Below are 26,780 nucleotides of genomic sequence, written 5' to 3'. Positions count from 1 at the left end.
AGTCAATGCTTGCCAGCATGTTGAGAGTGTTGTGTCGTTTGGTGTTCCGGGTCCGGGTGTTGGGGCTGGAGAATATTCCGGCAGAAGACCGTTTACTGATTATCGCCAATCATGAATCTTTGCTTGATGGCATGCTGATAGGGCTGTTCTTACCCAAGCGCGCCACTTTTGTCGTGCACAGCGATGTCCTGAAGAATCCTTTTTTCAGGGGCATCCTGAGTTTGACGCCGCACGTTGCCGTGAACCCCAGCAGCCCGCTGGCGATGAAGAAAGTCATTCAGCGCTTGAATGCAGGTGAAAACGTGGTGATCTTTCCGGAGGGGCGTATTACCTCGACCGGCGCGCTCATGAAAGTGTATGACGGCCCCGGATTTGTCGCCGCTAAAACCGGCGTCAAAGTCCTGCCGGTACGGGTGGAGGGCGCTGCGCAATCCTATTTTGGCCGCCTGTCTGCTGCGCATCCGCGTAAATTATTCCCCAAGGTCACATTGACGGTATTGCCGACCACGGAAATAAACACCGATTCCGAAGTGCAGCCACCGCTCACCAGCAAGCAGCGTCGCCGTATTGCTGGCGTTGCCATGCGCAACATTATGCAAAACCTGTTGTTCCAGACCCAGCAAAGTAGCACCTTGTTTGAAACCCTGCTGGATACGATCGCCAAATCCGGCAGCAACATGCGCATTATCGAAGACCTGAACCAGGTGGAGGAAACCTACAAAGACTTGTTGAAGAAAAGCCTGGCGCTGGGTCGCCTGGCCAGCAAAGTCAGCCAGCCTGAAGAAGCAGTAGGCGTGTTGATGCCGAATGTCACCAATACTGCCGCATTGATATTGGGCATGATGGCGTTCAGGCGGATTCCGGCCATGCTGAATTACACCTCTGGCACTGCCGGGCTGCAAAATGCCTGTATCGCGGCCAAGGTCACTACGGTGATGACATCCCGCAAGTTTCTGGAAACCGCCAAGTTGCAGGAAGTGGTCACGCAGTTAAAAGGCATCAACATCGTTTACCTCGAAGACCTGCGCGCGCAATTTACGCTATGGGATAAAGCCTGGTTGATGGGCTATGCCCTGCATTTCCCGCGTGCTGTGATGGCCTCTGCAAAAGCAGAAGATACTGCCGTCATCCTTTTTACCTCAGGCTCTGAAGGCAAACCAAAAGGCGTGGTGCACAGCCACAAAAGTATCCTGGCCAATATCCACCAGATCATGGCCATGCTGGATTTTAACCCTACCGACAAATTCATGATGGCATTGCCGATGTTTCATGCGTTTGGCTTTACCGGCACTTTGCTGCCCTTGCTGAACGGTATCCGCATTATGCTGTTTCCGTCACCGCTGCAATACAAGGTGATCCCGGAAGTGATTTATGAGAAAAACTGCACGGTGTTTTTCTCAACCAATACCTTTCTGGCTAACTATGCCAGGTTTGCCCATCCTTATGATTTCTACAAATTGCGCATTGTGGTGGCAGGCGCCGAGAAGCTGAATGACGAAGTGCGTAAGGTCTATCATGAGAAGTTCGGTATCCGCATTCTGGAGGGCTACGGCACCACAGAGTGCGCGCCGGTGATTTCTGCCAATACGCCGATGGCGAATAAAAATGGCACCGTCGGCCAGTTTTTCCCCGGCATCGTACACACGCTGGAACCTATCCCGGGCATTGAAAATGGCGGCTTATTGCGTGTCAAAGGCGACAATATCATGCAGGGTTATTACCTGTATGACCAGCCAGGCAAGCTGATCGCGCCGCCGGACGGCTGGTATGACACCGGTGATGTGGTTGAAGTCGACGCGGAAGGCTTTATCCATATCAAGGGCCGCGTTAAACGTTTTGCCAAAGTGGCTGGTGAAATGGTGTCGCTCGAAATGGTAGAGAAAATCGCTAATACCGCCTCACCTGAAAACCAGCATGCCGCGACTACGCAAAGCAATGCCAACCGTGGTGAAAATATCGTCCTGTTCACCACTGATGCCGCATTGAAACGTGAAGATTTGCAGGTAGTTGCCAAAAACCTGGGTGCGCCGGAAATCGCCATCGCCAGGAAGATCGTCCTGGTAGAGACGATTCCCCTGCTAGGCACCGGCAAGACTGACTACGTGACGCTGAAACAAATGGCAGAAGAGCAGCAATGAATCGTCGCCAGTTCTTGCTGGCGACAGGCGGGTTAGCCTGTGCGGGCATCGCCCACGCCGCTTGGCGCTATTGGCCAGATGCCGGGTTAACCAATCCCTGCCTGGCAGAGACGCCAGCCAGCGTGTTGCAACACCCGACCTACCAGCAGATCTGGCAGGGCATCCGGCCAGATCAGGTGTGGGACGCGCATGTGCACCTGGTGGGGGTGGGCGATGCCAGTAATGAAACCTGGTTTAACCCGGATATGGATAGCTGGGGGCATCCGCAGTTAAAGCTGCAAAAAGCGTTTTACATGAACGGCACCTGCGCCGACCCGGCACATATTGATGATTCCACCGTGGCAAAAATGACGCAGCTGGTAGCTGCCATGCCTGCTGGTGTCAAATTGATGTTATTTGCCTTTGACTGGTATCGAGATGAGGCAGGGAAGATACTCAAAGCGCCTTCGATTTTTCATGTCTCTAATACTTACGCGGCGAAAATTGCCAGCCAATTACCAGAGCGATTTGAGTGGGTGGCAAGCATACATCCTTACCGGCCCGATGCCCTGGATGCGCTGGACCAAGCTTATGCAACCGGTGCGCGCGCCATCAAATGGTTGCCTTCAGGCATGGGTATAGATCCGGCCTCTAAAAAGTGTGCACCCTTTTACAAAAAACTGGCTGAGATGCAGTTGCCCATCATCACGCACACCGGCAAAGAAAGCGCCGTGGCAGGTGGTGACCAGACCTATGGTAATCCGCTACGCATGCGGCAGGCGCTTGAGCAGGGTGTCAAAGTGGTGCTGGCACATTGTGCAAGTGACGGTGCCGATGAAGATCTGGATCATGGCAGTCGTGTGGTCAAAAGTTTTGATTTATTCATCCGCCTGATGGATACCCCCGATTACCAGTCTTTGCTGCATGGCGATATTTCTGCCACTACCCTGATCAACCACGCCTGGGTATTGCCTTTCCTGATCGCGCGCCAGGATTGGCATGCCAGGCTGGTGAATGGTTCGGATTATCCACTGCCCGGCATCATGCCGCTGACCAATATCAACACCTTGATTGCCAACGGCTGGCTGGCCAGCGAGCACAAATCCTTTTTGCTGAGTATCAAGCAAAGCAACCCGCTGTTATACGACTTTGCGCTCAAGCGCTTGCTCAACATCAACGGGCAAACATTCTCAGCGCAAGTGTTTGAAACCAGGTCATTATTTGAACGCCATAAAAGCTGAAAACTATGAATAACTTATTCTCCTTGCTCACTCAAAACCGTTTTCGCCCTTTTTTCTGGACCCAGGGACTAGGCGCATTCAATGACAATGTGTTTAAAACAGCGCTGATCACGCAGGTGGCGTTCAATACCGCCAGCCTGACCACGCTGGATGGCAGCACCTTGGTCACCTTGCTGCCTGGCCTGTTTATCCTGCCGTTTTTCCTGTTTTCGGCCTCGGCCGGGCAACTGGCAGACAAGTATGAAAAGTCGCAGATTATCCGTCTGGTGAAACTGCTCGAAATCGCCATCATGCTGTTGGCCAGTGTCGGCTTTCTGTTACATAGCCTGGCCTTGCTGGCACTCGCCTTGTTCCTGATGGGCTTGCACTCCACCGTGTTTGGTCCGGTGAAATATTCTTACTTGCCACAGCATTTGCAGCCACATGAGCTGACCGCAGGCAATGGACTGGTGGAGATGGGCAGCTTTGTCGCTATTTTGCTGGGACAGGTATTGGGCGCCTGGCTAGGCAGCTTGCCGCAACATGAATTCTTCACCAGTTTGAGTATCCTGCTGATTGCGGTTTCCGGTTTTCATATCAGCCGCAGTATTCCGTTGTCACCGCCGCCAGCGCCTGAGATGAAGATTAACTGGAACCCTGTCAGCGAGACTATCAATAACGTCCGTATCTTCTGGGCGCAACAAACATTGTGGGTAGGCATCGTCGCCATTTCCTGGTTCTGGTTTTTTGGTGCCACTTTGCTGGCGCAGTTTCCTAACCTGGCGAAAGATGGCCTGCACGGCAGCGAGCGCGATTTTATTGCCTTGCTCTCCATCTTCTCCGTAGGCGTGGGTATAGGCTCGGTCTGGTGCGAAAAGCTTTCCAAAGGCAAGCAGGAGCTGGGCCTGGTGATGATAGGTGCGGTTGGCATGTCATTGTTTGCCTGGGATTTCGCCGCGACCGCAGGCAATATCCAGCAACAGTTTCTGGCTCACCCTGATTGGACATTGCAAGCCATCAGCCAGCTGCATTACTGGCGCATGCTGCTGGATGTGGCTTTGCTAGGGGTGAGCGGTGGCCTGTATATCGTGCCTTTATATGTGTTGCTGCAATCACGGGTCGAGGCACGCTACCAATCGCGTGTGATCGCCGCCAACAATATTATGAATGCATTGTTTATGGTGCTTTCTGCTGGCTTCTCGCTGATGTTATTTGGCTATGGCCTGAGTATCCCGCAATTGTTTGCGGCAACAGCCGGCCTGAATCTGCTGGTGGCGGCTTATCTATGTGTGCGGCAGCCTGAGTACTGGTTCAGTAGCGTGGCCTATGTCAAACGCTGGTTTGCCGCAGCGTAGGGGTGGGCATGCGACAACTGGCGTGGTGGTTACTGGGGTGCTCTCAGGCAATAAGCGTGGCACAGGCAGGTGAGGGTGTGAAATATCCTTTAGGACAATATGCAAGTGAGCAGTTTGCGACAGTGACAGCGCCTTGCGCGCAGTGCCAGGGGTTGCCACAAGCCCTATGGTATTTTAAAGGTCAAACAATCGCCGTGCCGCAAGCGGGGCAGCCTGTCACCAGCTTTGATGCAGACAAGCGCGGGGCCGACGATGTGACCGCTTTGGAGGTGTCTGCTTTGCCAGGCATAGTCTGGACAGGGTCCACACAGCAATGGATCAATACGCATTTATCGGCAAACGGAAAACAACTGCGATTAGCCGATGGCACAGGAGCTGAGTTTGAGATCGTGCCAAAAATCCCGACTAACCTGTCTTACTGGAATCAGGCTAGCCAGGCTTTTTTCGCGCAGCGAGCGCTTAGTATACGCGGCGAACTGGTCGGGCAAACCATTGTTGCACGCACCATTTGGCCACAAGATTTCCGCCTGGATATGCAGGCTGCTTCACAACCGTTGCAAACCAATGAGTCTTTAAAGCAGCTGGTGCAATTTGAGCAAGGGGGCGCGCAGAGCCTGCATGAAAGTCGTTTGTTATGGCAAAGAACGCTAGGGGTGCAGCCCGCACTGGCAGGCAAAGCGGTCTTGGGTGTGTTATTAAATGGCGCACAAGGCGATGATGATGAAGCGCACGGCGGGCATTTTGCGTTAGCGACCGGTGTCGTCGGTGAGGATGGCAGTTATCACCACTGGCTGGTGAACAATTACTACAACCTGGCCACCAATAGCGAAAAAGGCATTATCGCCGGGGTGACGCCTTTTGATAAATACATGGCTGACCTTAACAGCGGGCAGGCGTTTTACCGGCCGTCTTATATGCTGGTGGCCGTGTTCTCGCAGCCGACCATCCCGGGCCGCATTCAGGCCGCGAGCAACCGTGTCTACCAGCATTTTTACCGCAATGATTTTGTCTATGACCATGCCACCAACAACTGCGCAGGCATCAGTGTCGATGTCTTGCACAATCTGGGTTGGAAAGTGCCACAAAGCGGCGGCGAAAGTGTACTGAAAGCCAGCGCCGCTTACTGGTATATCGCCGTTACCGAACGTAGCCTGACCAAAGGTCGCGCGATTTACGATTACCTGAATACCGAAATGACGCGCCTGTTTCCCGCTGTGGCGTTTGATGCCATAGGCAATGACATGCTCAACATCGCACAAACCGCCAGCACACAGACCTTGGCCTCGCCCGAGATGCAAGCCATGGCTAACCAGATCGAAGCGATTTATTTTGTGCGTATCCCGCAAATTCCCGCCAGCCGCGCCAACGGCCTGGCGCCGGTTTATAGCTTTGCGCAATATCTGCAGCAAGCGCCAGCGGATCGCAGCCAATGGAAGATTATCCCGGTCACGCCAAATCCGTTGCCGGATCATTTAAAAAATGGTCTCGCGCTCAAACCGCAAACCCCGGCTTTGGCACCCGTGCCTGCGATGTTATTTTTAATCAGCTTAATCGGACTAGGCTGGTTGTTGTTAATGCTCATTCGTAAAGGCCTGAAAACGTTTTTCATGCACAAGGCAAAGCGTTAAAATCAGATGATGAAAAAACCGCATTCTATTCTGGCTGCATTGTTAATCAGCGTGTTAACAAGTGAGGTGTATGCAGAGGAGGGCGATATTCTTGAATCTGAATCAAGAAATGTCGCCTCCGCCTTTATAGGCGCAGCCAATTTTGTGGTTGGCCGCATAGGCATTGAGTGTCTTTCATTGCTAGGCCGCCTGGAAACGCCAAGAGAATTCGTGACTATCTGGCAGGACCGTAACGCCAAATATTACACAGCATCCACCAAATACATCGCGAAGAAAATGGAAGCGGCAGATGCCTCTGGAGGCACTATCGCCAGAGATGCCGTGCTCAAGGATTACTCGACTATCGTGCGCAAAGAGGGCGAAGGCATCATCAAGGACTGGATAGGCAAAGGGAGTAAAAGGGAGGGTTGCCACCAGGCGGTGATGCTGATTGATAAAGGCATACTGGATGTGACGCCCGAAGCCCCCATTTATCAGGACCTGCAAGCGTTGGCGGTGTGGTCTAAGATCAATTGAAGATAGTTTCAGCAAAGGTTGCTCCGTCTCGTTTCTATTGGCTAATCTGGCTGCATTCGTAAAGACTTATTAAGAAGTCGCTAACTTATCTGCTAAAGTGGTGTCAGAAAAAACTCAATAATAAGGAGGCACATTTATGTCCCTGGCAATCAATCGCAAGCTGATCCTCACCGCCATTATTTGTTTGTTGTTATATCAGGTAGGTACCTGGATCACCGTCATCGCCGGTGCAGTCTGGGGTGCTGGCGCCGCTGTCATTGTTGCGGTAGTTTCGTATGTTTCCGCACGGCTTGCCAAACGCGGCGCGACCAGCACGATCTGGTTTCTGGTGCCGACTTTGTTATTTACCGTGATCCCCTTGCTCGCTAAATTGTGGAGCGCGTTTACCAGCCAGACCGGCATTGTCGATATGCTGGTGGATTTAATCCCTTTGCTGGTCGGCTTTGTCATCCCGATTGTATTGTTATCCGCCGTGTATCTGGATCTGCGCAAGAAAACGCCCTTGGCAGATGGCACTTAAATTAAATGCCTGTTAATTTTGTGCCCGATCGGTTTGGCAAAGTGTGCTGCAATAACATTGCGCAATAACCCGTTATAATGTCACGCTTGAATCAATTCTGATTAAGCACAACATGCGATCAAGTTATTTCGGTAAGCCTCCTTCACATTCCAAGCTCTGGACGATAGGTCACTGGTTTGGGCCTTATGCGCCGCTGATAGTGATGTTTTTAAGCGGCCTGATTTTTCTCTCCCTGACCCGCCTGGGGCTGGTGGCCTGGAAATGGGAACGCGTACTAGCCACTGGCGAGCTTTGCCAGATTCTGCTGCAAGGCGTGCGCGTTGACCTGATTCAACTGGGCTTGCTGGCGATTATTCCGGTATTACTCTCGCCCGTGCTGGCGACACGCAAACGCTTCCATGTCTGGCGCGCGTTCACCTTCTGGTGGGTGTTGCTCTCACTGGTGTTGCTGGTGTTTCTCGAAGCCGCCACTCCAGGCTTTATTCTCGAATATGATGTGCGCCCCAACCGTATTTTTGTGGAATACCTCAAATATCCGCATGAAGTATTCGGCATGTTGTGGCAGGGCTTCAAGGTAGAACTGTTTTTTGGCCTGGGCATGGCTTTGCTGGCGCTGGTGCTGGTTTACAAACTGCTCAAACCCTGGCGTGAGGCCGAAGCAAAATGGTCTACCTGGGCAGTCTGGCTGGTATGGCCGTTTATTTTAGTGCTGACTGCATTTGCCGTTCGCTCAACACTGACACACCGGCCTGCCAACCCGGCGCTGTTTGCGATTACGCAAGACAGCATGGTCAACAGCCTGATTCTCAATTCCACCTATTCAGTGTTTTATGCCGCTTACAGCTTGCAGCATGAAGCAAAATCGAGCGAGATGTATGGCAAACTGCCACGCGAAAAAGTATTTGCCATCACCGGCGCAACAGAAGGTGATATCCCCACCCTGACGACGCTGGTGCCTTCCGTCACCCATGACAAACCATTAAACCTGGTCATCCTGTTGCAGGAAAGCCTGGGCGCAGGGTTTGTTGAGTCACTAGGCGGCAAGCCAGTCACGCCCAATCTGGAAAAACTCAAATCTGAAGGCATCTGGTTTACGCATTTGTATGCGACCGGCACGCGCTCTGTACGCGGTATTGAAGCGGTGGTGACGGGTTTTCAACCTACACCCGCCGATAGTACGGTCAAGCTGGGTTTAAGCCAGAGCAATTTTTTCACATTGGCTTCGCTGCTGGGCAAGCAGGGCTACAACACTGAGTTTATCTATGGCGGCGAGTCGCACTTTGACAATATGCGCAGCTTTTTTATGGGTAATGGCTTCCAGCAGATCACTGACCAGCCGGATTTCAAGCATCCGGTATTTGTTGCCAGCTGGGGCGCGTCGGATGAAGATTTACTGAATAAAACCCATGAGCAACTGCTGGCGCATCATGCCAGCGGCAAGCCGTTTTTTACCCTGGCGTTCAGCTCGTCCAACCATGCACCGTTTGAATTCCCGGATGGCCGCATTGAGTTGTATGAACAACCGAAAGCCACTGACAATAATGCGGTGAAATATGCCGATTATGCGATAGGCGAGTTCTTCAAAAAAGCCAAGGCCAGCCCGTACTGGAAAGATACGGTGTTTCTGATCGTGGCCGATCATGATATCCGTGTGCGAGGGGATTCACTGGTGCCAATTGAGCATTTCCATATCCCGGCCCTGATCCTGGGTGGTGCGGTACAGCCAAAAACGGTAGATGCCATCGCCAGCCAGATTGATCTACCCGTCACCGTACTATCATTAATGGGCATCGCCGCCCAGCATCCGATGACCGGCCATGACCTGTCTGATATCAGCGCTGATTACCGTGGCCGCGCCATGATGCAATACAACTCTAATTATGGCTGGATGCAGCAACTGGGCCCAGACATTGCGCAGAATGAGGTTGTGGTATTGCGTGAAGGCAAAGCCCCGGCGTTTGGTCATTACGATCCGCAAAGCAAAAAACTGCAAAATACCGCCGCCCCTGCGGATGGGCAGACATTGGCCGAGCAGGCTCTGGCGAATGCCTTGTTGCCAGCCTTGCTTTATAAAGAGCAGCGTTATCGCTTGCCGGAGTAAACTGTGGCTGTGAAACGATCGAAGTTGCCCAGTATGCTCACCCGCGAGGTAGTGCAAGATGGGTTGGCCTATATTTTTAAGGGCGGTTTGCGGCTTAAAAACAGCCATTTGCCGGTGGAAGACCATGCCATCCCCACGCATTTTATTGGCATTTGTGTCGCCACCAACCAGCAACCGGAAACTGACGATTATGTATTGGCGCAACTCGCAGCGTTAGGCCTGGGGCGCGTGCGCCTGGATATCGGTGATGACGACATGTTCGAGCACCAGACCAGGTTGCTGCAGCGCCTGCTGGATGCAAGCTTGCTGGTGGATGTTCACCTGGTGCAGCCATTTGCGATTGCCCGACATATGCTGGATGCGCAGGTGCAAAGCCGGTGGCAGCAGTTTGTAGAGCAATTTTTGCAGCAATATGCCACGCAGATCGCCAGTCTCGAAATCGGCAATACCATTAACCGCAAGCGCTGGTCTGGTTACCAATGGCCTGGCTTTTTGCAGGCGTGGCAGATCGCTCATCGTCTCGCCAGGCAATATGGTGTCAAAGTGGTTGGCCCGAATATCCAGGATTTTGAGCCGCTGTACAACATCAGCGCATTCAAGAAACTACAGGCAGCACATTTACTGCCGGACGTGCATAGCAATAACCTGTTTGTGGAGCGCGTGATTGAGCCCGAGCAACCGGATCACCGTATTTTTCAGTTCCGCTGGACACGCTGTTTAAAATTCAACCTGATTAAAAAAGCCCGCTTACTGCAAAAAATTGGTGGAGACTTTGGCGTTGCTACGCTGATTTCGCCGGTGGCTTTCTGGGCGATTTACCGCATACAGCGGCATTTACCGGATGGCGCACAAAAGCAGGCAGACTATGTCACGCGTTATTTCACCTTGCTGGCTGCTTCTGGCGCATTAGCGCAGGCCAACTGGGGCGCCATGATTTGCCACCGCGAAGGGGTGATCAATGACGGCCTGGATGAGGCGCGCTACCCGGCGCTGGAGCGCGTGGCCTATTATCAGTCTGCCGATGGCAACCTGCATGAATACCAGCGTAACCCGAGCTTTTCAGCGCTGAGAACCGTCGCGCGCTGGCTCAATGGCGCGCATTATATCGGGCCGTTGGTTACCGGTAATGGGCTGGAGATTCACCAGTTACGCAAACATCAAAAACTGATCCATGTCGTGTGGGCCATCAATGGCCACTGTGCGATATTGAACCAGGTATATGCGGAATCTGCTTTGCGTACGGTGGAATGTATCAACCGCAATGGCCAAGCCATCGCACAGCCAGCGCTAATTACCGAAACCCCTGTTTACCTGATGTGGGATGCAGCAGAAACGGTGGAATTACACACCACCAACCCCGAATTGTCGCAGACCATCATCCACGCGCATATTCAGGGCCTGCAATACTTCCCGGTGCAAGAAGCCGACTGGCGCGGCATGATCCTGGCTGAAAGCCCTGAGCAGGCGGCACAGCTCTGGTATGCCTGGCACCCGGGTACCCTCAAAGCGCCTGCCAAAGAGCAAGCTTTACGCCATGCCCGAAACGCGATCTGGCCGATTGCTGACCCCAGGTCTGCCAATCGAAAAGTCACCGTCAAACAACCGGTCAGGATGCATGCGCACAAAACCTTGCTCGACCGTTTTAAACCCAGCAAAGCCAAGCGTAGCTGGAACGGTGCCATGGAATTATTGCGTCGTGGCGTAGGCACTGCCATGCCGCTGGCTTACTTCGAACGTGTCAACGACACCAGCCTCAAGCAGAATTTCTTTATCTGTGAATATGTCACGCACGACTTTAGCATTGCCCAGGCATTTATCGCTTTTAGCCAGGGTGAGCAGAGCTTTCATGGCGTTGCTGCGCAAACCTTGTACCAGGCCTTTGCGCTGTTCTGCCTGCATATGCACGCTTCAGGCATTTATTTCAGGGATTTCTCCGGCGGCAATATTCTGGTCAGCCAGCAGGACGAGCGCCTGACATTCTCATTGATTGATACCGCACGCCTGCACGCCCATGCCACCGCAACTCCGTATGGCGAAAGAATTGCCGATTTAACCCGTGCTATCCAGAAGTTACACTGGGATGGGCGCAAGCAGTTCCTGACGCTGTATCTGGGGCTGTCGGGGCACAGCCTGAATATCGGCACGTTGCTGCCGTTTTATTTATATGATTTTAAAGTCCATTTAAAACGCACCATAGGCCGTAAAGGCATGCGCAAGTTATTGCGCAAGATCAAAAGTCTGCGCACCGGGAGCAGTACTTAGGGCAGTCTCATGAAAATCATGATGGCTAGTTGCGCAGTTTAAGCACGACAATGCCAGCGCGCAGTTTTAATATGGTCACACGTAATAGCAAACGCTAAAGCGAAACTAATTAAAGGAAATCAATCATGTGGACAAAACCAGCTGCTACCGAAATGCGTTTCGGCTTTGAAGTAACTATGTACGTAATGAACAAGTAATTGTTCCTTGCTACGAAAAACGGGCGCTCTCAGCGCCCGTTGTCATTTGTGCAAAGCTTTGTGGATGTATAAATTAATAATTGATTTGCCCGGATAAATACCAGCCGGTTTGATTTTCTTTGGTGGCAATCGTCCCCAGGTCTATATAAGCGCCAGTCACGGAAACATTTCTATGCGGAAACCAGGTCAGGAAGATATCCTGCGCTTTTTTTTCCTCAGCCGCAGAAAGGTTATCTGGCTTGAAGCGCAACTCAGTGCCTACCAGGAAACTGTCCGATAACATCACTGCCGCAGAAACAGCAGGGTAAATGCGATAACTGTCACGCCTGTCGCCACCAAAACCCAGCAGGCCAAACTGGTTAGCTTTACTGGCGTGCAAGTTAGCATTCACTAGCAAGTTGTAGCCATTGGCCGCACCCAGAAACAACTTGCTGGCCGCAACATAGTAATCGACACCGCTACGGTCTTTGGCACCCAGTGCTTTGGGGATAAAGTTAAAGTCCTCGTTGTATTTGTACTGCGCGCCTACAGAAATCTGCGGTAGCCAGCTGTCCTGATCATAAATGGCATCGCCAATCACACGCAATTTAACACCCAGCGTATTCAGGCGTATTTCTTCACCACGTACCGTGTTGCCCAAACCAAACCTGGTCTGTGCAGCACTGACTTCCACGCGGTTAGCAAACCCTAATGAAATACCTGCTGAATTCAATTTGTAATCCGCTTTGGTTTCTGCATGCGTGTAAAACGCCGAGCCACCAACTTGTTTATCCGTCCCGTAACCGCTAATCACTGCCCACGGCATCAAGCCGCCGCCAGCGGAGCCCTCTACTTGTGTCACGCCGCCGGTCGCCAGTAAGCGATCGCCTGCGTGTGCCTGTGAAGAGAATGCAATGCATGCCAATAGGGTTGATAAAGCAGTGGCGATAGATTTCAGTTTATCCATAGGAACCTCGATTGTTATTCAGTCTTTTATTCATTGACGCATTATCTAATTGACGCGATAAATATAATTGTGCGAAAAAACACAGGAATAGGGGTTTTTTTGCCAAATGCATCCCGCGGCGGGGTTGTATGATGCGAGCATAGGTCAAAAGAATATGGAGAGAATCAGTGCGAAATTTTGTGATGGCGGTAGTGATATTATTATGTGCCGGTTGTGTTTTGCAGACCAAGCCGGAAGCCACATTGTTTCAGCGGATAGGTGGTTTGCCGATATTGAGCAGAATCTCAAACCAGACACTGGATATCGTTAGCAAAGATCCACGCACCAAGCGCTCCTTTGAAGATGTTAAGATGAAGACATTAAAGGAAAGCCTGACGAATTTTCTATGCATCAAAACCGGCGGTAATTGCGTTTACGAAGGCGAAACCATGAAAAAATCGCATGCGGATTTGCACATTACCACGGCAGAGTTTGAAATCCTGGTGGATGTATTACGGGAACGCATTGACGCCAATGGTATAGCCACCAAAGAGAAGAATGAGTTGCTGAAAATACTGGCCCCAATGAAGCACGATGTAGTCACCAATTAAAATGAATAAAGGAATGCTTATGCTGGCAGCAATGCTGCGAACAGTGTTGCTGGTGTTCACCACTGCGCTGTTGAGTGTGGCCAATGCAGATACGGTGACGGTGATTGTGACCAATGCCGCCGGCAATACTGTGACCGATGCCGTGGTGGCTTTTTATGATGGCAAAACACCCGCCAGCAACCCGGCTGCGACTGGCACGATTGTGCAGAAAAACAAAATGTTCAACCCCAAGATCACGGTCGTGCAGACCGGGACGAATATTAACTTCCCCAATGAAGACACATTCCGGCATCATGTGTACTCTTTTTCACCCGCCAAGAAATTTGAATTAAAATTGTATTCTGGTGTGCCGACCAATCCCTTGCCGTTTGACCAGGCAGGCGTGGTGACCTTAGGATGCAACATTCATGATTCTATGGTAGGGTACATATACATAGTAGATACGCCATTTTTTGCTAAAACGGATGATAAAGGCCGGGCTGTGCTCAAGTTGAGCCAGGGCCAATATACTTATCAAGTGTGGTTGCCAGGGGTGAATAAGCCCGGTACTGAGCAAAAGGTAAAAATTGATGGGGCTACTGAGGTTAAAGTGTCGATTCCATAAAAATAAGACTGCATGATCAAGTTCAAACATATTCGCTCCCGAATAGCGTTTACATTTCTCTCCGTTGTAGTCGTTATTCAACTCGCTGGTCTCATACCGCTGAAATACGCGCTGGTTAAACATGCTAACGAGCTTGCCGAAGACCAGATCAACGTTGGCGAACGCGTCTTTGTTAATCTGCTGCAACACAATACCCAAAGCCTGAAACAAGCCACGCAAGTGCTGGCTGCTGATTTTGCATTCCGCGATGCCGTGGCCAGTAACGATGCAGAAACGATCAAATCTGCGCTGGAAAGTTACCAGGGCCGTATCCACGCCCAGGTGGCTTATTACATCAGCAATAGCGAGGATCTGGTGATAGGAACGGCTGATGGCAAGTTTGATGCAGATGCGCGGCAGGCCGTATTACAGAACCAGAACGGCACCCTCAAGTTTGATATTGTCGAGGGCAAGCCGTATCAACTGATCACGGTGCCGGTGAAAGCGCCCGATATCATAGGCTGGATTGTGATGGGCTTTGCCGTGGATGGCCGACTGGCCGACCAGATCAAGCAACTCACGCACCTGGATGTCTCCTTTCTGCAAAAAACGGCACAACAGGACTGGAAGCTGATGAGCAGCACCGGTACTAGCCTGTTGTCAAATGTGCTGGTCAAAACCGTCTCTGATATTTACCGCCAAAAACTGTCTCTGCATAAAGTCGATCTACGCGGCCAGACTTATCACCTCAAAATCCGCTCTTTGCATGAAACCAAAGACGAAGTATTACTGGTCGTGCTGCAAGGGTCGGTCGCCCCGTTTACGCGTGAGTTGAACCAGCTGTTCCAAAGCATGGTTGTGCTGACGTTTATGGGCGTGCTGATCTTTGCCGTGCTGATCTGGTATGTCTCACGCAAAATCACCGAGCCTATCGCCGAATTGGTGAAAAATGCCGATGAAATCGCCATGGGTGATTATGCAAAAGAAATCCACATTGATAGCAGCGATGAAGTCGGCTACCTGGGTAAAGCGCTCAACAGTATGCGGGAGGCGGTGTTGCAACGCACGCTGCGCATACAGCGCCTGGCGTTTAATGATGAGCTGAGCGGGCTTTCAAACCGCCTGGCCTTTATGCAAGGCCTGCAGCAGGCGATTATGCGGCACGCAGAAACGCAGCAGAAGTTCAGTGTGCTGGTGATCAATATCCACCGTTTCAAACCGATTAATAAAACGCTGGGCCGGGATTTCGGTGATGATTTGCTGCGCCATGTCGGCCAGGTGTTAAAAGAAAATATCCTGTCTGAGCATGATGTGGTCGCGCGTCTGGCTGCCGATGAGTTTGCCGTGCTGTTACAACAGACAGACCAGGCCAAGGCAACGCAATATGCCGACAAGATCAACCGTATCTTCGATACGCCGGTCAATGTGCAAGGGCAGGCGATCGATGTGCGCACCGCCATGGGCATTGCGCTGTACCCTGACCATGGCGTGAATGAAGAAGCCTTGCTCAATCATGCAGAGACTGCCCTGCATGAATCCAAAATCAAAAAATCCGACTGGATCGTCTACAACACGGCACTGGAGATCGATCAGTCAGAAACCCTCACCCTGATCTCCGATTTAAAAGAGGCGATCCAGAAAAATCAGCTGTTACTGTATATCCAGCCAAAAATTGATGTGAAAACACGCAAAACGCTGGGCGGTGAAGCACTGATCCGTTGGGTACATCCGGAAAAAGGCATGATCTTCCCTGACCAGTTCATCCCGTTTGCCGAGCAGACCGGCATCATCAGCGAAATCACCAACTGGATGCTGTTGCGTGCCTGCCAGGTACTGGCGGAGTACAAAAGTCAGGGTTTATACATCAGCCTGGCGGTAAACCTGTCTACCCGCGATTTGAACAATATGGAGTTGCCGGAGCAGATAGCCGAGTTGCTGAAAACGCACAAGCTCGATTCAAAAGCACTCAAACTGGAAATCACCGAAGGCAGCTTGATGCAAGACCCGGAACGCGCCGAAACGGTGGTGAGGAAACTGGCCGCCATGGGCTTGCATCTGGCCATTGACGATTTTGGTACCGGTTATTCTTCGTTGGCTTATTTACGGCAACTACCAGTGCAAGAGTTGAAGATTGACCGCTCGTTTGTCATGTTTATGGATAAAAATGCCGGGGATGCCAGCATTGTGAAATCGACCATAGACCTGGGGCACAACCTGGGTTTGAATGTGGTGGCTGAAGGCATTGAGAACGAAGAAGTGCTTGGCCAGCTAGCCAAGCTGGGCTGTGACGAAGGGCAAGGCTATTTCATCGGCAAACCGATGCCGGAAAAAGATTTTTCTATCTGGCTGGAGCGATGGGAAGGCCAGAACGAGATTGATATCGATATTGGCGACGACTTGTCATTTGCCGTCAATCCGCTGGATGGTTTTAACACGCCGCGTTAAGTGGATTTGTCGTTTCACTTTTCTCGATATCACAACCAGCTCATGCTTGCTGATGACCAAACCTGCCTGAAGGCGCAGCTTTGCGATTTCAGTTGGACTTACCAGCATTTCGCTTCCAGCAATTTTACTTATCAGCCACATAAAAAAATTCAATTTTCTTTTGTGACTCATTGGTTTTACCATGTGTTTCATATTCAAAGGAGATTGAAATGAGCAAAATCAGAATGCACAACAAAGGATACTTCGTGGCGAAGATCCTCTTAAACCTGCTTAAAAAATAAGCGTTTAATTTTTTATTGCAATTAAATAGCGCGCTATATATAATCATCAGCATGACTGGCACTACCAAGAGCAAGACCCCGATTTTAAATGAGCAATTATGTTTTGCCGTGTATTCGCTATCACTGGCCATCAACAAAGCTTACCGGCCATTGCTGAAAAAACTTGGGTTAACCTACTCGCAGTACCTGGTCATGCTGGTGTTGTGGGAAAGCGACCAGCGCACTGTCAGTGATATTGGTGAGCAGCTGTTCCTGGATTCGGCCACCTTGACGCCATTGCTCAAACGGCTGGAATCCGCCGAATTGTTACAACGGGTGCGTTCGAGTAAAGATGAGCGACAAGTGATTATTTGCCTGACCGACACTGGGCGTAATTTACGGCAGCAGGCAGCTAGCATCATGGATGAATTGTTATGCGCAATGGGCTGCCCGGTCGAAGAGCTGTTGTCATTGCGGGACCGTATGAATGTATTACGCAACCATTTGATCCAGAATGCCGGATAAAAATGGTTGTATAAGTTGTTGGGGTTGTTTTATATTTTTTATGTCATAAAAGTAGTGCACTATTTAATCTTGTCATATGGTTAATTTTACAAGATAAATTTAATTTTTTACCTTACAGATTGAAAGGACATCATCATGAAAACAAAAATACTGATCAGCGCGTTAACCGCCGCCTCCTTTATCGCTGCCCAGCCTGTGTTGGCCGACGATAAATTGGTTACTGATGCCAAGCCTGTCACTGAGCAATTGGTTGATACGCTAACTACGCTATCCGGCGGGCCGCATGCAGGCTTTCGCTCCAACCATGCCAAGGGAGTGATGCTGGAAGGCGCATTCAAACCCTCAGCGCAAGCTGCAAGTATCAGTAAGGCAGCGCATTTGCAGAAAGCAGACAGCCCGGTGCTGGTCAGATTTTCGGATGCGACTGGCGTGCCGAATATCCCCGATGCCAACGGCAATGCTTTTCCTAAAGGCATCGCCATTCGCTTCCAGCTGGATGATGGCCTGGCGACAGATATTGTGAGTATTTCAATCAATAACTTCCCGGCCGCGACGCCGGAAGACTTTTTAGGCTTGCTCAATGCCGTGCGTGATTCACAAAATAGCACTGCCAAACCCAGCCCGGTGGAACAGTTTTTAGGCTCACACCCGGCCGCTTTGAAATTTGTGACTACGCCCAAGCCAGCGCCAGTCAGTTTTGCCACGCAGCCATTTTTTGGTGTGAATGCCTTTAAATTTACCAATGCGGCAGGGCAAAGTGTGTATGGTCGTTACCAGATCATCCCGGTGGCAGGCGCGCAGTATCTGAGCAAGGAAGCGGCCGATGCAGCGGCACCGGATTACCTGATGCAGGATATCGCCGAGCGTGTGAAAGCAAAGAGCGTGCAATACAAGTTGTTGCTGCAAATTGCTGATAATGGCGATGAAGTGAACAATGCCACTGTGCAGTGGCCGGAAAGCCGTAAAGTCGTTGAGTTAGGCACATTGACCCTGAAATCGGTGGTGGCAGATAGCAAAGCCAAGGAAAAAACAGTGATGTTTAATCCATTGCAATTAACCGAAGGCATAGAGGCCAGCCAGGATCCTATCCTGCTTGCCCGCCCGACCGCTTATGCCGTGAGCTTTGGCAGAAGGTTAGGTAAATAAAGCGAGATTAGAAGTGAATTGGCCCCTGTAGACTGATGTCCACAGGGGCCAAATTTTAAGCACTGATCAACTTAAGCGCTAATAAACGTAGTCGCCTTGCCATTAATGCAATAGCGCAAGCCGCTCTCAGTTTTGCCGTCGGGGAACACATGCCCCAGGTGCGCATCACAGACATTACATTTCACTTCAATCCGCTGCATGCCATGACTGCCGTCTTCAATATACGCAATCGCATCCGGCGTCAGAGGCTGGTCAAACGAAGGCCAGCCAGAGGAAGATTCAAATTTTTGCCCGGAATCAAACAGCGCTTGTTCGCAACAGGCACAGGCATAACGCCCTGGCGTAAACGCTTCACACATTTCTGATGAAAATGGCCGTTCGGTCGCGCTTAGCCGCGTGATGGTGAATACATCTTCAGCCAGGATCTCACGCCATTCCTGCGGCGTTTTTTCTACTTTGTGACTAGGCTCATGATTGCCATCTCTGGCAAGTTTGAGTACATCTTTCCATTTCAACATGATCATTTACTCGCTAACGATGATTAAGGTGATTGTGACTAAGTTGACTCGCAATAAAAACGCGTTAAAGCAGCTGATTCCCCTGTTTCTTTCGCAAATGCAAACAGGTCGCTGGCGGATACACTTAACCATCGAGTATACATCACAACAATAGTTCGATTTGCAGGAGAACCCTTTTGATCGTCAGACCCAGACCACATTTGCTAGAGCTCTTTTTTATTATCAAAGGTTCGATTGTATTAAAGATCATGCCACTGCTGGTGTTTGTGGCGACGCTCTCCACGTTGATCGTGTCTATCTACACCTACCGGCCCGACTGGTTACCCAAATTTGACGGTGGCCCGTTTGCTTTGCTGGGGATCACCTTGTCTATTTTCCTGGCGTTCAGGAATAATGCCTGCTACGAACGCTGGTGGGAGGCGAGGAAAATCTGGGGAGAATTCGTGCTGGCTTCGCGTAGCCTTGCTCGCTTGAGCCAGGTGCTGGATGAAGGCAGCGAAAATATTGCGCAATCGCCGCGCCGTATCTTGCTCGAATGTAATATCGCCTATGCACAGGCATTGTTAGTGCAACTCAGGCCTGGTAACCCCAGACACAAAATCCACGCCTACTTGCCGGAAGCGGTATTTCATGAATACGCAAACAGCAGAAACCCTGCCGAAGCGATTCTGAGGGCGATGGAATGCGTGTTGATCCAGGCCTTGCACAGCGATCGTATTGATACGATACAGTTCAATATGCTCGATGAACTGATCCAGAAACTGGCGCTGGTGCAGGCCTCTTGCGAGCGCATACAAAATACACCGATTCCGTTCGGCTACACCTTGCTGTTGCACAGAACTGCTTACACTTTTTGTTTTCTGCTGCCGTTTGGTTTTGCCAACACCCTGGGCTGGGCAACGCCTTTTGTCACCGCGCTGACGGCCTATACTTTTTTTGGCCTGGATGCGCTTGGTAACGAACTGGAAGAACCCTTTGCCGTGGGCGCGAATGCATTGCCTATCAGTGCGCTGGTGGATGTGATCGAGATTGAAACCAAGGAAGCCTTGGGCGATACCGATATTCCACCGCTGCCTGTGCCTAAAGACTTTGTATTGATGTAGTGAGGTCAGAGCGATTCAATAAACAGCAGCAGAAGCGCTCGCTCTTCTTTGGTGAAAGCCATATAGCGCTGTTTAGCGGTCTTGCCTTCAGCGTCGTGCCAGAGTATGGCTTCCTGCAACGTCCTCGCCCGTCCATCATGCAAGAAACCGGCTTCAGGATGCACCTTTTTGGCCAGGCCGATTCCCCACAGTGGTGGTGTGCGCCATTCACGGCCACTCGCCGCAAAGTCTGGCCTATGGTCGGCCAGGCCTTCACCCATATCATGGAGCAACAAATCGCTATAAGGGCTAATGCTGCGCTGGTTTAACAGCGCAATACTGGCGTGTTGCCCGGTGCGCAATTGATCCGTGTGGCATTCTATGCACTGCGCCTGCCTGAATAACAATGCACCACGTTGCAACGCCTGGCTAGTCGCTTCGGGTTGAGGCACTGCCAGAGCGGCCAGGTAAAACTGTATTTCATGCAGTTGCTGGTCTGATAATTCCGGCGTGGTCTGAGAGGGTATCGATAGGCAATGCGTTTGCTGCGGTGTGCAGTTTTCTGCGGCAAACAGGCTGGAGGTGATCCCCAGGTCGCCATGGAAAGCGCTGGCGATCTGTTGGCGTAGATTCGGCACATTGGCCTTCCAGCCAAATTTACCGATCACTATTTTCTGTTGTGCTATATCCCACACCCTATTCGGCCGTCCGAAAATGCCCTTGGGCTTGCGCCGTTGCGCCTGGCGCAGGATCTCTGCATCTGGAATATTATCCAGCAAACCCAAGCCAAACACGGCAGGCGCAATCCGCGCAGAAGTCAGCACATTGGTGAGCGGGCCATAAGCCAGCTCGCTAAAGCTTAGTCGTGGTTGTCGTAATGGCACTGTTTCACCATCTGCCAGCGTGATGGTGATGGTGTCATAATGCACGCGTGCCACCCCTTCGCCAGTCACGCCAGGAATGCCGAACTCATTGAGCTGTTCGCCATACACCGGGTGCGGCAAAGTCCCTTGCAGCGGAGCATGCACGCTCAACCTGACCAGCATGGCTTTCATCGATTGTGAGGCGTCATCGGGTGCAAAACCACGACCATTGCCCGGATGACAGGCCACGCAGGAGAAGCGGCTATACAGCGGCCCCAGCCCCGAGAAACGCTGGTCTTCGCCACCCTGTATCGTCCACACCTGGCGGAATAAGGTACGCCCTTCCTGAAACGTCTTGAGGGCGATGGGGTCGGTTAAGCCCGCGTAGGGTTTTGTATAAGCGTCGGCTGAGCGCGAGGGTGTTGTTAACGTGGTCTCCTGAGCCGCGACATTGCACACATAGCACAGTACAAATCCGCACAGTATCAGCCGCATGTGTTAGTCACCATCAGGGTGCGACAAGCAATGTCTGTAAGGTGTTAGCGACAGACAAATAGCGGGTCTTGGCCAGTTCTGACCATTGTTTGATCAACGCTTCTTTTTCACTGCTCTGGTTTTGTTGAAAGCGCTGGTAATGCTCGGCAGTCAATAGCTGTTGTTCAGAGAGCAGCGGCTGCAATAACTGTTGTTCAAGCGCATTGATTTTTGCCGGGTCACGTTTCAGATGCCTGGCAAAATTCAGGTTCACAAATAAGGATTGCAACAGGGCCTGATGCCTGGCGAGCGTCGCTTCGAAATACGCATTCAGCAGGTTTTGCTCTGTCACGTCGCGCACTTGCCCGCTTTTGCTTTCTGCTGCGGCATAAGGGTTGAAATAACCATGCGGGCGTTGCGCATAGGCCGCTGGGTCTACCGGTAATTTTCGGATATCAGGCGTAAACAATAATTGCTGCCCGGCAGTCGATAACGTGAATTGCACAAAATCCCTTGCTGCTGACGAGTGAGGCGCCTCTTTTAATAGCGCGACATGTGCGGGCGAATAAGCCACTACTGGCGGATAAATATAGTGTAGCGGTGCGCCTTTGGCGATCGCCGATGCCGCAAAGAAATCCATGGTAATGCCAACCATGGCACGCCCTGCGGCTACTTCATCGGTGATAAATGTGGAGCCGTGTTCAATAAAACGTGCATTGAGGGTGATTTTAGTGAGCATGACCCAGCCATCTGACCAGGTCTTTTCTCTTAACATGGCATCAATCAGCCCACCGGCAAAGCCGATTTTAGCAGGCAAGGGAAAGGCGATCTGCCCTTCTAAGCTTGGCTGCGTCAGGTCTTGCCAGTCTTTGGGCGCAGGCAGTTTGGCTTTAGAAAATGCCGAAGGCGCAATCACCATGCCCAGGCCGGCAATTTCTGTCGCCGCATAATCACCTTGTGGGTCATTCAGTAAGGTGCCATGCAAACTGGCAGGCGATTTAATCCATACCGGGTCCAGTGTTTGCAATAATCCTTGCTGCTTCAGCTGCATAAAATTCTGCCGTGAAGGCGTCCAGTACACATCCACTTCGCCATGGTGCTGGGTGAGGTAGGGCAGGGCATCATTCGATTGTTTCCACAACACTTCCAGCCGGTATTGTGGAAACTGCTTTTCAAACGCCGCTTCAAACTGCGAAATCATCTCTTGCGGATAGCTGGTCATGATGACTACTTTCTCAGCCGCATTGGCCGCCATGCTGAATAGCCAACTGCTGCCAATTAGTAATCCATACAACAGGCTAACAAGTGTACGGCGAAGGGACATGAAATAACTCCTGCTTAACATGGATAACGCACTGTTTAACTGCATGCCTGCATCTGTGAAACCATGGCAGGCATGCCGTCTTGGCCGGAAAGTAACGGCTTGACATGCTTAGAACTGGTAACGCGTCGATAACAGGAAGTGACGGCCCTGCGAAGGATAACCGGCCGACAACTCATAATTCCTGTCGAGCAGGTTATTGGCGGCAAAAGACACTACCCAGTCGTTCACGATTCTGTAATCAACCTTGAGGTTGAGTAAGCTGTAAGAGCCTGTTTCCACATATCTCGGCCCGGGAACCCCGGTTAACTGCGAAGACCAGCGTTGATCTGCCACTTCATAGCTAGGCACGATGTTCCATTTGTTGGTTGGGTTCCATTTTGCATAGAGGAAGCCTTTGTTTTTGGGTGTCGCCAGATAAGGATACGAAGTCACCGTGCCCGGTGGCGGCGATATCTCGGCATCGATCCACGAGTAATTGCCACCCACTTCGAGTGTGGGAAACACAGAGGCGACCAGCCCAAGCTCTATACCTTTAATCGTGGCTTCGCCGACGTTCTGGTTCTGAGCAAAGAAGCCTCCGTCCACCCCTGCGACAAACACAGCATTCGGTACTTGCTGAATGTAGTCTTTAATTTTGTTATGAAATATCGCTGCTGTACCGCGCACGCCCTGTGCCAGGTTATCCTCTATGCCCAGCTCATAGTTGCGCGAGCGTTCCGGGTCTAGTCCGGGATTCGAGACTGCCGTACCAAAGCGGCCACTGTAGCGCTCAAAGATCGTGGAGAAACGTACGCGGTCAGATACTGAAAAATGTGCTTTCCCGCCCGGTTGGTAGCGCCAGATCGCCGCAGCCTGGTAGTTTGTCGCATTCGTATCTTTCACTGGCAGATTAAATAGTACTGCTGGTTGCAATGACACTGCCTGGTTGAATTCCTCTGCTTGTTTGGATCCACGCATGTCGCGGCTGATGCCTCCTACCAGGTCGATGGTGGGCGAGATATGCCAGGTGTCTTCTAGTGCGAGCGACCAAATATCCTCAACGGTTTTTTGCTTTGGCTCAGGTGGGTTATTGTTGGCAGCCACTGGCGAGTTGTTCAACCGATTGGTGTTCATCTCAATATGTTCATCACGACGATAGTGCAACGATGTTTTCAGGGTCTGTTGTGCAAAGTAGGTAGTCCCAAGCTCGACACTGAATCCCTTGGAATTGTCATCATAGGTACTGGAGTTCGCCAGGGTACCGAGGCGATTACCGCCACCCGGTGCCACGGTATAGAAATCCAGCTGGTTGTTAAAGGTATTGTAAAAAGCGCGGGATTTCAGATAAGTTTTGCTACCAAGCTGGGTGTTCGACAGAAAGTAAAGACTGCTGGTATCCCAGATCGGCCAGTCCCAGACACGCGTGTTAGCGCCTGTACTCTGCACATCATCATTCCCTCGCACTGGCGGCGCACGACGCTTTTCACCACTTTGCTTGGAGTAATTGAATGAATACTCATCAGTCTCGTTCGGTGTAAAACCTAACTTTACGCTGCCACGCCAATCACTCGAATCCGAGAAGTTACGCAACCCGCTGCCTTGGTAGTTAGGTGCAGTAGCAGGCAAGTCGGATTTATAATCCCTGGAGAGCCGCCAGCCGTCAATGTCGCGTTGCTGCAGGCTGGCTTGCCAGTAAAACTTCTCCTGCTTGCCGCCGAGGTTGGCATACCAGATATCGCCATCGTGCTGGCCATTGTTACCCAGCAGCGCAGAATAGCGTACTTCACCCTCGAAGTTTTTGACTGGCTTGCGCGTCACCAGGTTAATGGCGCCACCCATACCGTCCGGGCCGTTAATAACCGAGACATAGCCTTTGGCGACCTGAATTTCTGAAAGGTCAGCCGTCAGGAAGCGGCTAAAGTCGATACGGTTGTCCGCAGGCAAGAACAGGCGGATGCCATCAATAGTGAGTGGCACACGTGTACGGTCAAGACCGCGCAGACTGATGTCAGACTCGTTGCGCCGACCTTGCCCGGAAACCATGGTAGTCGCTACCCCCGGAATCAGGTTCAGCGCGTCAGCCACACCATTCTTGCCAAAATCCCACAGTTGCTCACGATCCAGCGTGGCAGTCCCCAGTGGATTTTCTGAGTCGCGGTTGCCGGTCACTGTGATTTGGCCCAAGGTAAATACGTTGCTGCTGTTATTGTTATCTTCTGCCAGAGCCTGAGCGCTGGTGCCTCCCAACAGGCAAGCGATGATGCCTGCTATTTTTTTATGATGTAAAACTGCCACCGTAGGTTGTCCTCTCTTTTTAGTGCTTTATGCCAAGAAAAATCATTCGATACATCCGAAAGGGAATAGCGATATGTAAACAAATACTGACTTTTCTTCTCCCTTAAATCGACAGGGATTTTAGCATCGTTATATTCTATCGGGAATATCGATGGCTTTGACCTTGGCGTTAAAAAGAATAATAGCGTTGGAAAGTTGCGATTTATGACGAATGATTGCAACGCCAGATGTTATTCAAACGCCACTTGTTATTTAAACGCCACTTGGGCAGCGCGTTTTGAACGGCATGCGAATGTACGCCGCATCATGAGAATGGTAATTATTTTTGATAGCGCGAAAATGCCAGGTCTTGAGTCTCAATCGCCGGTTTTTCCCCGGCAATCAAATCAGCTACCACCTGGCCAGAACCGCACGCCATGGTCCAGCCCAGCGTGCCATGCCCGGTATTCAGCCAGACATTGGCAAACCGGCTATCGGCCTGCCCGATAATCGGTGTGCCATCTGGTGTCATGGGGCGCAGGCCTGCCCAGAATTTGGCTTGCGTGACATCGCCTGCTTTGGGGAATAAGCCGTTCAGTACCTTCTCCAGGGTTTCACGGCGGCGCGGGTGCAGCGTTAGATCAAAGCCTGCCAGTTCCGCCATGCCGCCGACACGTATGCGCTGGTCAAAGCGGGTGATGGCGACTTTATAGGTTTCATCCATCACTGTGGAAACCGGTGCGGCATCACTGTTGATAATCGGCACCGTCAGCGAATAGCCTTTGACCGGGTAGACCGGTAAATTCAAACCTAGCCCTTGCATGAGTTCGCGCGAGTAACTGCCCAGGGCGACGACATAATGGTCGGCAGCCAGTGTTTCAATGCCATTGCCGCTATTGATCTCCACGCCGTGCAACTGATTGTTTTGCGTGATCAGGCGAGTGATAGTAACGTCCTGCCTGAATTGCACCCCCAGCGCTTGTGCCTGGGAAGCCAGGCGGGTGGTAAACAGCTGGCAATCACCTGTTTCATCATCAGGCAAATGCAGGCCACCCAGCAGCTGGTCTTTCACCTGACTCAAAGCCGGTTCAATACGCGCGCAACCTTCCGGGTCCACATGCTGGAAAGGCACGCCCATCTGGCTGAGCACGGCGATATCCTTGGCTTCAACATCCAGTTGCTTTTGTGTGCGGAAGACCTGTAAGGTGCCACGGCTGCGTTCTTCATACTGGATACCCGTATTGGCCCGCAACTCACGCAGGCAGTCGCGGCTATATTCGGCCAGACGCACCATGCGGGATTTATTCAGGGTATAGCGTGCAACAGAGCAGTTGCTTAGAAATTGCGCCATCCATTGCGCCTGCCACTGGCTGAAATCCGGCCGCAACCGGAGTGGCGCATGCCGTTGAAACAGCCATTTGAGTGCTTTGAAAGGGACGCCTGGCCCGGCCCAGGGCGCCGCGTAGCCAGGCGATATCTGGCCGGCATTGGCAAAACTGGTTTCCATACCAACAGTCGGCTGACGGTCTATGACGGTGACATCAAAACCTTTTAACGCAAGGTAGTAAGCGCTTGTCACCCCAATCACACCAGAACCCAGCACTAGCACACGCATGAACAACACTCCTGGAGCAGCAATCTCTGATATAACGTGTTTAATTAAACCGTTTAAACCATATTACCAAAATTGATAAGGTAAGACGTCAGTTAGCCGCAGGAATTTGTATTTAAAGATATATATTGCGGTGTCAGCCCGTGCGAGAATGCCATGAAAGCACGCACAAGGCTATCGGAAGAGCGAGGAAGGCAGATGCTAGAAATGCGGTAAAGCCCGACTAAAGCATGCGCCAGCTTT

General features: G+C 51.4%; 21 protein-coding genes. 15 read left to right on the top strand and 6 right to left on the bottom strand.

The window, feature by feature from the left end:
- Positions 1-5 precede the first annotated feature (5 nt).
- The 9 genes from aas (at position 6) to pqqA (ending at position 11,916) form a co-directional block, all read left to right on the top strand.
- Entirely contained in the window at positions 6-2,138 is a 2,133-nt protein-coding gene (gene aas, locus ACTS9Y_RS05945; protein WP_442585050.1) for a bifunctional acyl-ACP--phospholipid O-acyltransferase/long-chain-fatty-acid--ACP ligase, read from the top strand.
- A complete protein-coding gene (locus tag ACTS9Y_RS05940; RefSeq protein WP_442585049.1) occupies positions 2,135-3,358 on the top strand; it encodes an amidohydrolase family protein in 1,224 nt (407 codons plus the stop codon). The genes aas and ACTS9Y_RS05940 overlap by 4 nt, the downstream gene beginning before the upstream one ends.
- A 5-nt stretch (positions 3,359-3,363) precedes the next feature.
- Complete coding sequence (locus ACTS9Y_RS05935) at positions 3,364-4,692, top strand: MFS transporter (protein ID WP_442585048.1); 1,329 nt, start codon at positions 3,364-3,366, stop codon at positions 4,690-4,692.
- Positions 4,693-4,700: 8 nt separating this feature from the next.
- Positions 4,701-6,320 (top strand): hypothetical protein, encoded by a 1,620-nt coding sequence (locus ACTS9Y_RS05930; protein WP_442585047.1) that lies wholly within the window; start codon positions 4,701-4,703, stop codon positions 6,318-6,320.
- Positions 6,321-6,326: 6 nt separating this feature from the next.
- A complete protein-coding gene (locus ACTS9Y_RS05925; RefSeq protein WP_442585046.1) occupies positions 6,327-6,836 on the top strand; it encodes a hypothetical protein in 510 nt (169 codons plus the stop codon).
- Positions 6,837-6,972: 136 nt separating this feature from the next.
- Positions 6,973-7,356 carry a hypothetical protein gene (locus ACTS9Y_RS05920; RefSeq protein WP_442585045.1) on the top strand — a complete coding sequence of 128 codons (384 nt, stop codon included), beginning with the start codon at positions 6,973-6,975 and terminating at the stop codon, positions 7,354-7,356.
- A gap of 112 nt (positions 7,357-7,468) precedes the next feature.
- The gene (locus ACTS9Y_RS05915; RefSeq protein ID WP_442585044.1) at positions 7,469-9,457 is read left to right on the top strand and encodes an LTA synthase family protein; all 1,989 of its coding nucleotides are present in this window, start codon (positions 7,469-7,471) and stop codon (positions 9,455-9,457) included.
- 3 nt (positions 9,458-9,460) lie between these two features.
- Complete coding sequence (locus tag ACTS9Y_RS05910) at positions 9,461-11,719, top strand: lipopolysaccharide kinase InaA family protein (RefSeq protein ID WP_442585043.1); 2,259 nt, start codon at positions 9,461-9,463, stop codon at positions 11,717-11,719.
- Between the two features lie 125 nt (positions 11,720-11,844).
- Positions 11,845-11,916: a pyrroloquinoline quinone precursor peptide PqqA gene (pqqA, locus tag ACTS9Y_RS05905; protein WP_081624291.1), complete on the top strand. Its 72-nt coding sequence runs from the start codon at positions 11,845-11,847 to the stop codon at positions 11,914-11,916.
- Between the two features lie 73 nt (positions 11,917-11,989).
- On the opposite strand, the gene ACTS9Y_RS05900 is transcribed toward pqqA, so the two are convergent.
- Entirely contained in the window at positions 11,990-12,862 is an 873-nt protein-coding gene (locus ACTS9Y_RS05900; RefSeq protein ID WP_442585042.1) for a DUF3034 family protein, read from the bottom strand.
- A gap of 167 nt (positions 12,863-13,029) precedes the next feature.
- Here ACTS9Y_RS05900 and ACTS9Y_RS05895 point away from each other — a divergent pair, with 167 nt between their 5' ends.
- The 5 genes from ACTS9Y_RS05895 (at position 13,030) to ACTS9Y_RS05875 (ending at position 18,411) form a co-directional block, all read left to right on the top strand.
- A complete protein-coding gene (locus ACTS9Y_RS05895; RefSeq protein WP_442585041.1) occupies positions 13,030-13,452 on the top strand; it encodes a group I truncated hemoglobin in 423 nt (140 codons plus the stop codon).
- Between the two features lie 19 nt (positions 13,453-13,471).
- Positions 13,472-14,056 (top strand): methylamine utilization protein, encoded by a 585-nt coding sequence (locus ACTS9Y_RS05890; RefSeq protein WP_442585040.1) that lies wholly within the window; start codon positions 13,472-13,474, stop codon positions 14,054-14,056.
- 12 nt (positions 14,057-14,068) lie between these two features.
- Positions 14,069-16,480 carry an EAL domain-containing protein gene (locus tag ACTS9Y_RS05885; RefSeq protein ID WP_442585039.1) on the top strand — a complete coding sequence of 804 codons (2,412 nt, stop codon included), beginning with the start codon at positions 14,069-14,071 and terminating at the stop codon, positions 16,478-16,480.
- Between the two features lie 332 nt (positions 16,481-16,812).
- Positions 16,813-17,265, top strand: a complete 453-nt coding sequence (locus ACTS9Y_RS05880) for a MarR family winged helix-turn-helix transcriptional regulator (protein WP_442585038.1) — start codon at positions 16,813-16,815, stop codon at positions 17,263-17,265.
- A gap of 135 nt (positions 17,266-17,400) precedes the next feature.
- Positions 17,401-18,411 carry a catalase family peroxidase gene (locus ACTS9Y_RS05875; RefSeq protein ID WP_442585037.1) on the top strand — a complete coding sequence of 337 codons (1,011 nt, stop codon included), beginning with the start codon at positions 17,401-17,403 and terminating at the stop codon, positions 18,409-18,411.
- Positions 18,412-18,482: 71 nt separating this feature from the next.
- Here the strand turns inward: ACTS9Y_RS05875 and msrB are convergent, their stop codons facing one another.
- On the bottom strand, positions 18,483-18,929 hold the full coding sequence (msrB, locus tag ACTS9Y_RS05870; RefSeq protein ID WP_442585036.1) for a peptide-methionine (R)-S-oxide reductase MsrB: 447 nt from the start codon (positions 18,927-18,929) through the stop codon (positions 18,483-18,485).
- Positions 18,930-19,105: 176 nt separating this feature from the next.
- Here msrB and ACTS9Y_RS05865 point away from each other — a divergent pair, with 176 nt between their 5' ends.
- Positions 19,106-20,032, top strand: a complete 927-nt coding sequence (locus tag ACTS9Y_RS05865) for a bestrophin family protein (protein WP_442585035.1) — start codon at positions 19,106-19,108, stop codon at positions 20,030-20,032.
- 5 nt (positions 20,033-20,037) lie between these two features.
- Here ACTS9Y_RS05865 and ACTS9Y_RS05860 read toward each other — a convergent pair whose 3' ends face one another.
- From ACTS9Y_RS05860 to ACTS9Y_RS05845, 4 genes are all read right to left on the bottom strand, one after another.
- Positions 20,038-21,369 (bottom strand): di-heme oxidoreductase family protein, encoded by a 1,332-nt coding sequence (locus ACTS9Y_RS05860; protein WP_442585034.1) that lies wholly within the window; start codon positions 21,367-21,369, stop codon positions 20,038-20,040.
- Positions 21,370-21,382: 13 nt separating this feature from the next.
- Positions 21,383-22,672 carry an ABC transporter substrate-binding protein gene (locus ACTS9Y_RS05855; protein WP_442585033.1) on the bottom strand — a complete coding sequence of 430 codons (1,290 nt, stop codon included), beginning with the start codon at positions 22,670-22,672 and terminating at the stop codon, positions 21,383-21,385.
- Positions 22,673-22,780: 108 nt separating this feature from the next.
- On the bottom strand, positions 22,781-24,946 hold the full coding sequence (locus ACTS9Y_RS05850) for a TonB-dependent receptor plug domain-containing protein (RefSeq protein WP_442585032.1): 2,166 nt from the start codon (positions 24,944-24,946) through the stop codon (positions 22,781-22,783).
- 319 nt (positions 24,947-25,265) lie between these two features.
- Positions 25,266-26,540, bottom strand: a complete 1,275-nt coding sequence (locus ACTS9Y_RS05845; RefSeq protein WP_442585031.1) for a D-amino acid dehydrogenase — start codon at positions 26,538-26,540, stop codon at positions 25,266-25,268.
- Between the last annotated feature and the right edge of the window lie 240 nt (positions 26,541-26,780).

The sequence above is a fragment of the Methylophilus sp. genome (genome assembly GCF_052173275.1).
Lineage (GTDB): Bacteria > Pseudomonadota > Gammaproteobacteria > Burkholderiales > Methylophilaceae > Methylophilus.
Note: the sequence above shows the minus strand (reverse complement) of the source record. Positions and strands in the feature narration are given on the sequence as shown.

Bases quoted from the DNA above. Each gene is read 5' to 3' on its own strand.
- ACTS9Y_RS05880 (WP_442585038.1), top strand. From the start codon at position 16,813: ATGACTGGCACTACCAAGAGCAAGACCCCGATTTTAAATGAGCAATTA.
- ACTS9Y_RS05890 (WP_442585040.1), top strand. From the start codon at position 13,472: ATGCTGGCAGCAATGCTGCGAACAGTGTTGCTGGTGTTCACCACTGCG.
- ACTS9Y_RS05885 (WP_442585039.1), top strand. From the start codon at position 14,069: ATGATCAAGTTCAAACATATTCGCTCCCGAATAGCGTTTACATTTCTC.
- ACTS9Y_RS05930 (WP_442585047.1), top strand. From the start codon at position 4,701: ATGCGACAACTGGCGTGGTGGTTACTGGGGTGCTCTCAGGCAATAAGC.
- ACTS9Y_RS05855 (WP_442585033.1), bottom strand. From the start codon at position 22,672: ATGTCCCTTCGCCGTACACTTGTTAGCCTGTTGTATGGATTACTAATT.
- ACTS9Y_RS05935 (WP_442585048.1), top strand. From the start codon at position 3,364: ATGAATAACTTATTCTCCTTGCTCACTCAAAACCGTTTTCGCCCTTTT.
- ACTS9Y_RS05875 (WP_442585037.1), top strand. From the start codon at position 17,401: ATGAAAACAAAAATACTGATCAGCGCGTTAACCGCCGCCTCCTTTATC.
- ACTS9Y_RS05920 (WP_442585045.1), top strand. From the start codon at position 6,973: ATGTCCCTGGCAATCAATCGCAAGCTGATCCTCACCGCCATTATTTGT.
- ACTS9Y_RS05940 (WP_442585049.1), top strand. From the start codon at position 2,135: ATGAATCGTCGCCAGTTCTTGCTGGCGACAGGCGGGTTAGCCTGTGCG.
- aas (WP_442585050.1), top strand. From the start codon at position 6: ATGCTTGCCAGCATGTTGAGAGTGTTGTGTCGTTTGGTGTTCCGGGTC.
- msrB (WP_442585036.1), bottom strand. From the start codon at position 18,929: ATGTTGAAATGGAAAGATGTACTCAAACTTGCCAGAGATGGCAATCAT.
- ACTS9Y_RS05925 (WP_442585046.1), top strand. From the start codon at position 6,327: ATGATGAAAAAACCGCATTCTATTCTGGCTGCATTGTTAATCAGCGTG.
- ACTS9Y_RS05845 (WP_442585031.1), bottom strand. From the start codon at position 26,540: ATGCGTGTGCTAGTGCTGGGTTCTGGTGTGATTGGGGTGACAAGCGCT.
- ACTS9Y_RS05900 (WP_442585042.1), bottom strand. From the start codon at position 12,862: ATGGATAAACTGAAATCTATCGCCACTGCTTTATCAACCCTATTGGCA.
- ACTS9Y_RS05860 (WP_442585034.1), bottom strand. From the start codon at position 21,369: ATGCGGCTGATACTGTGCGGATTTGTACTGTGCTATGTGTGCAATGTC.
- ACTS9Y_RS05915 (WP_442585044.1), top strand. From the start codon at position 7,469: ATGCGATCAAGTTATTTCGGTAAGCCTCCTTCACATTCCAAGCTCTGG.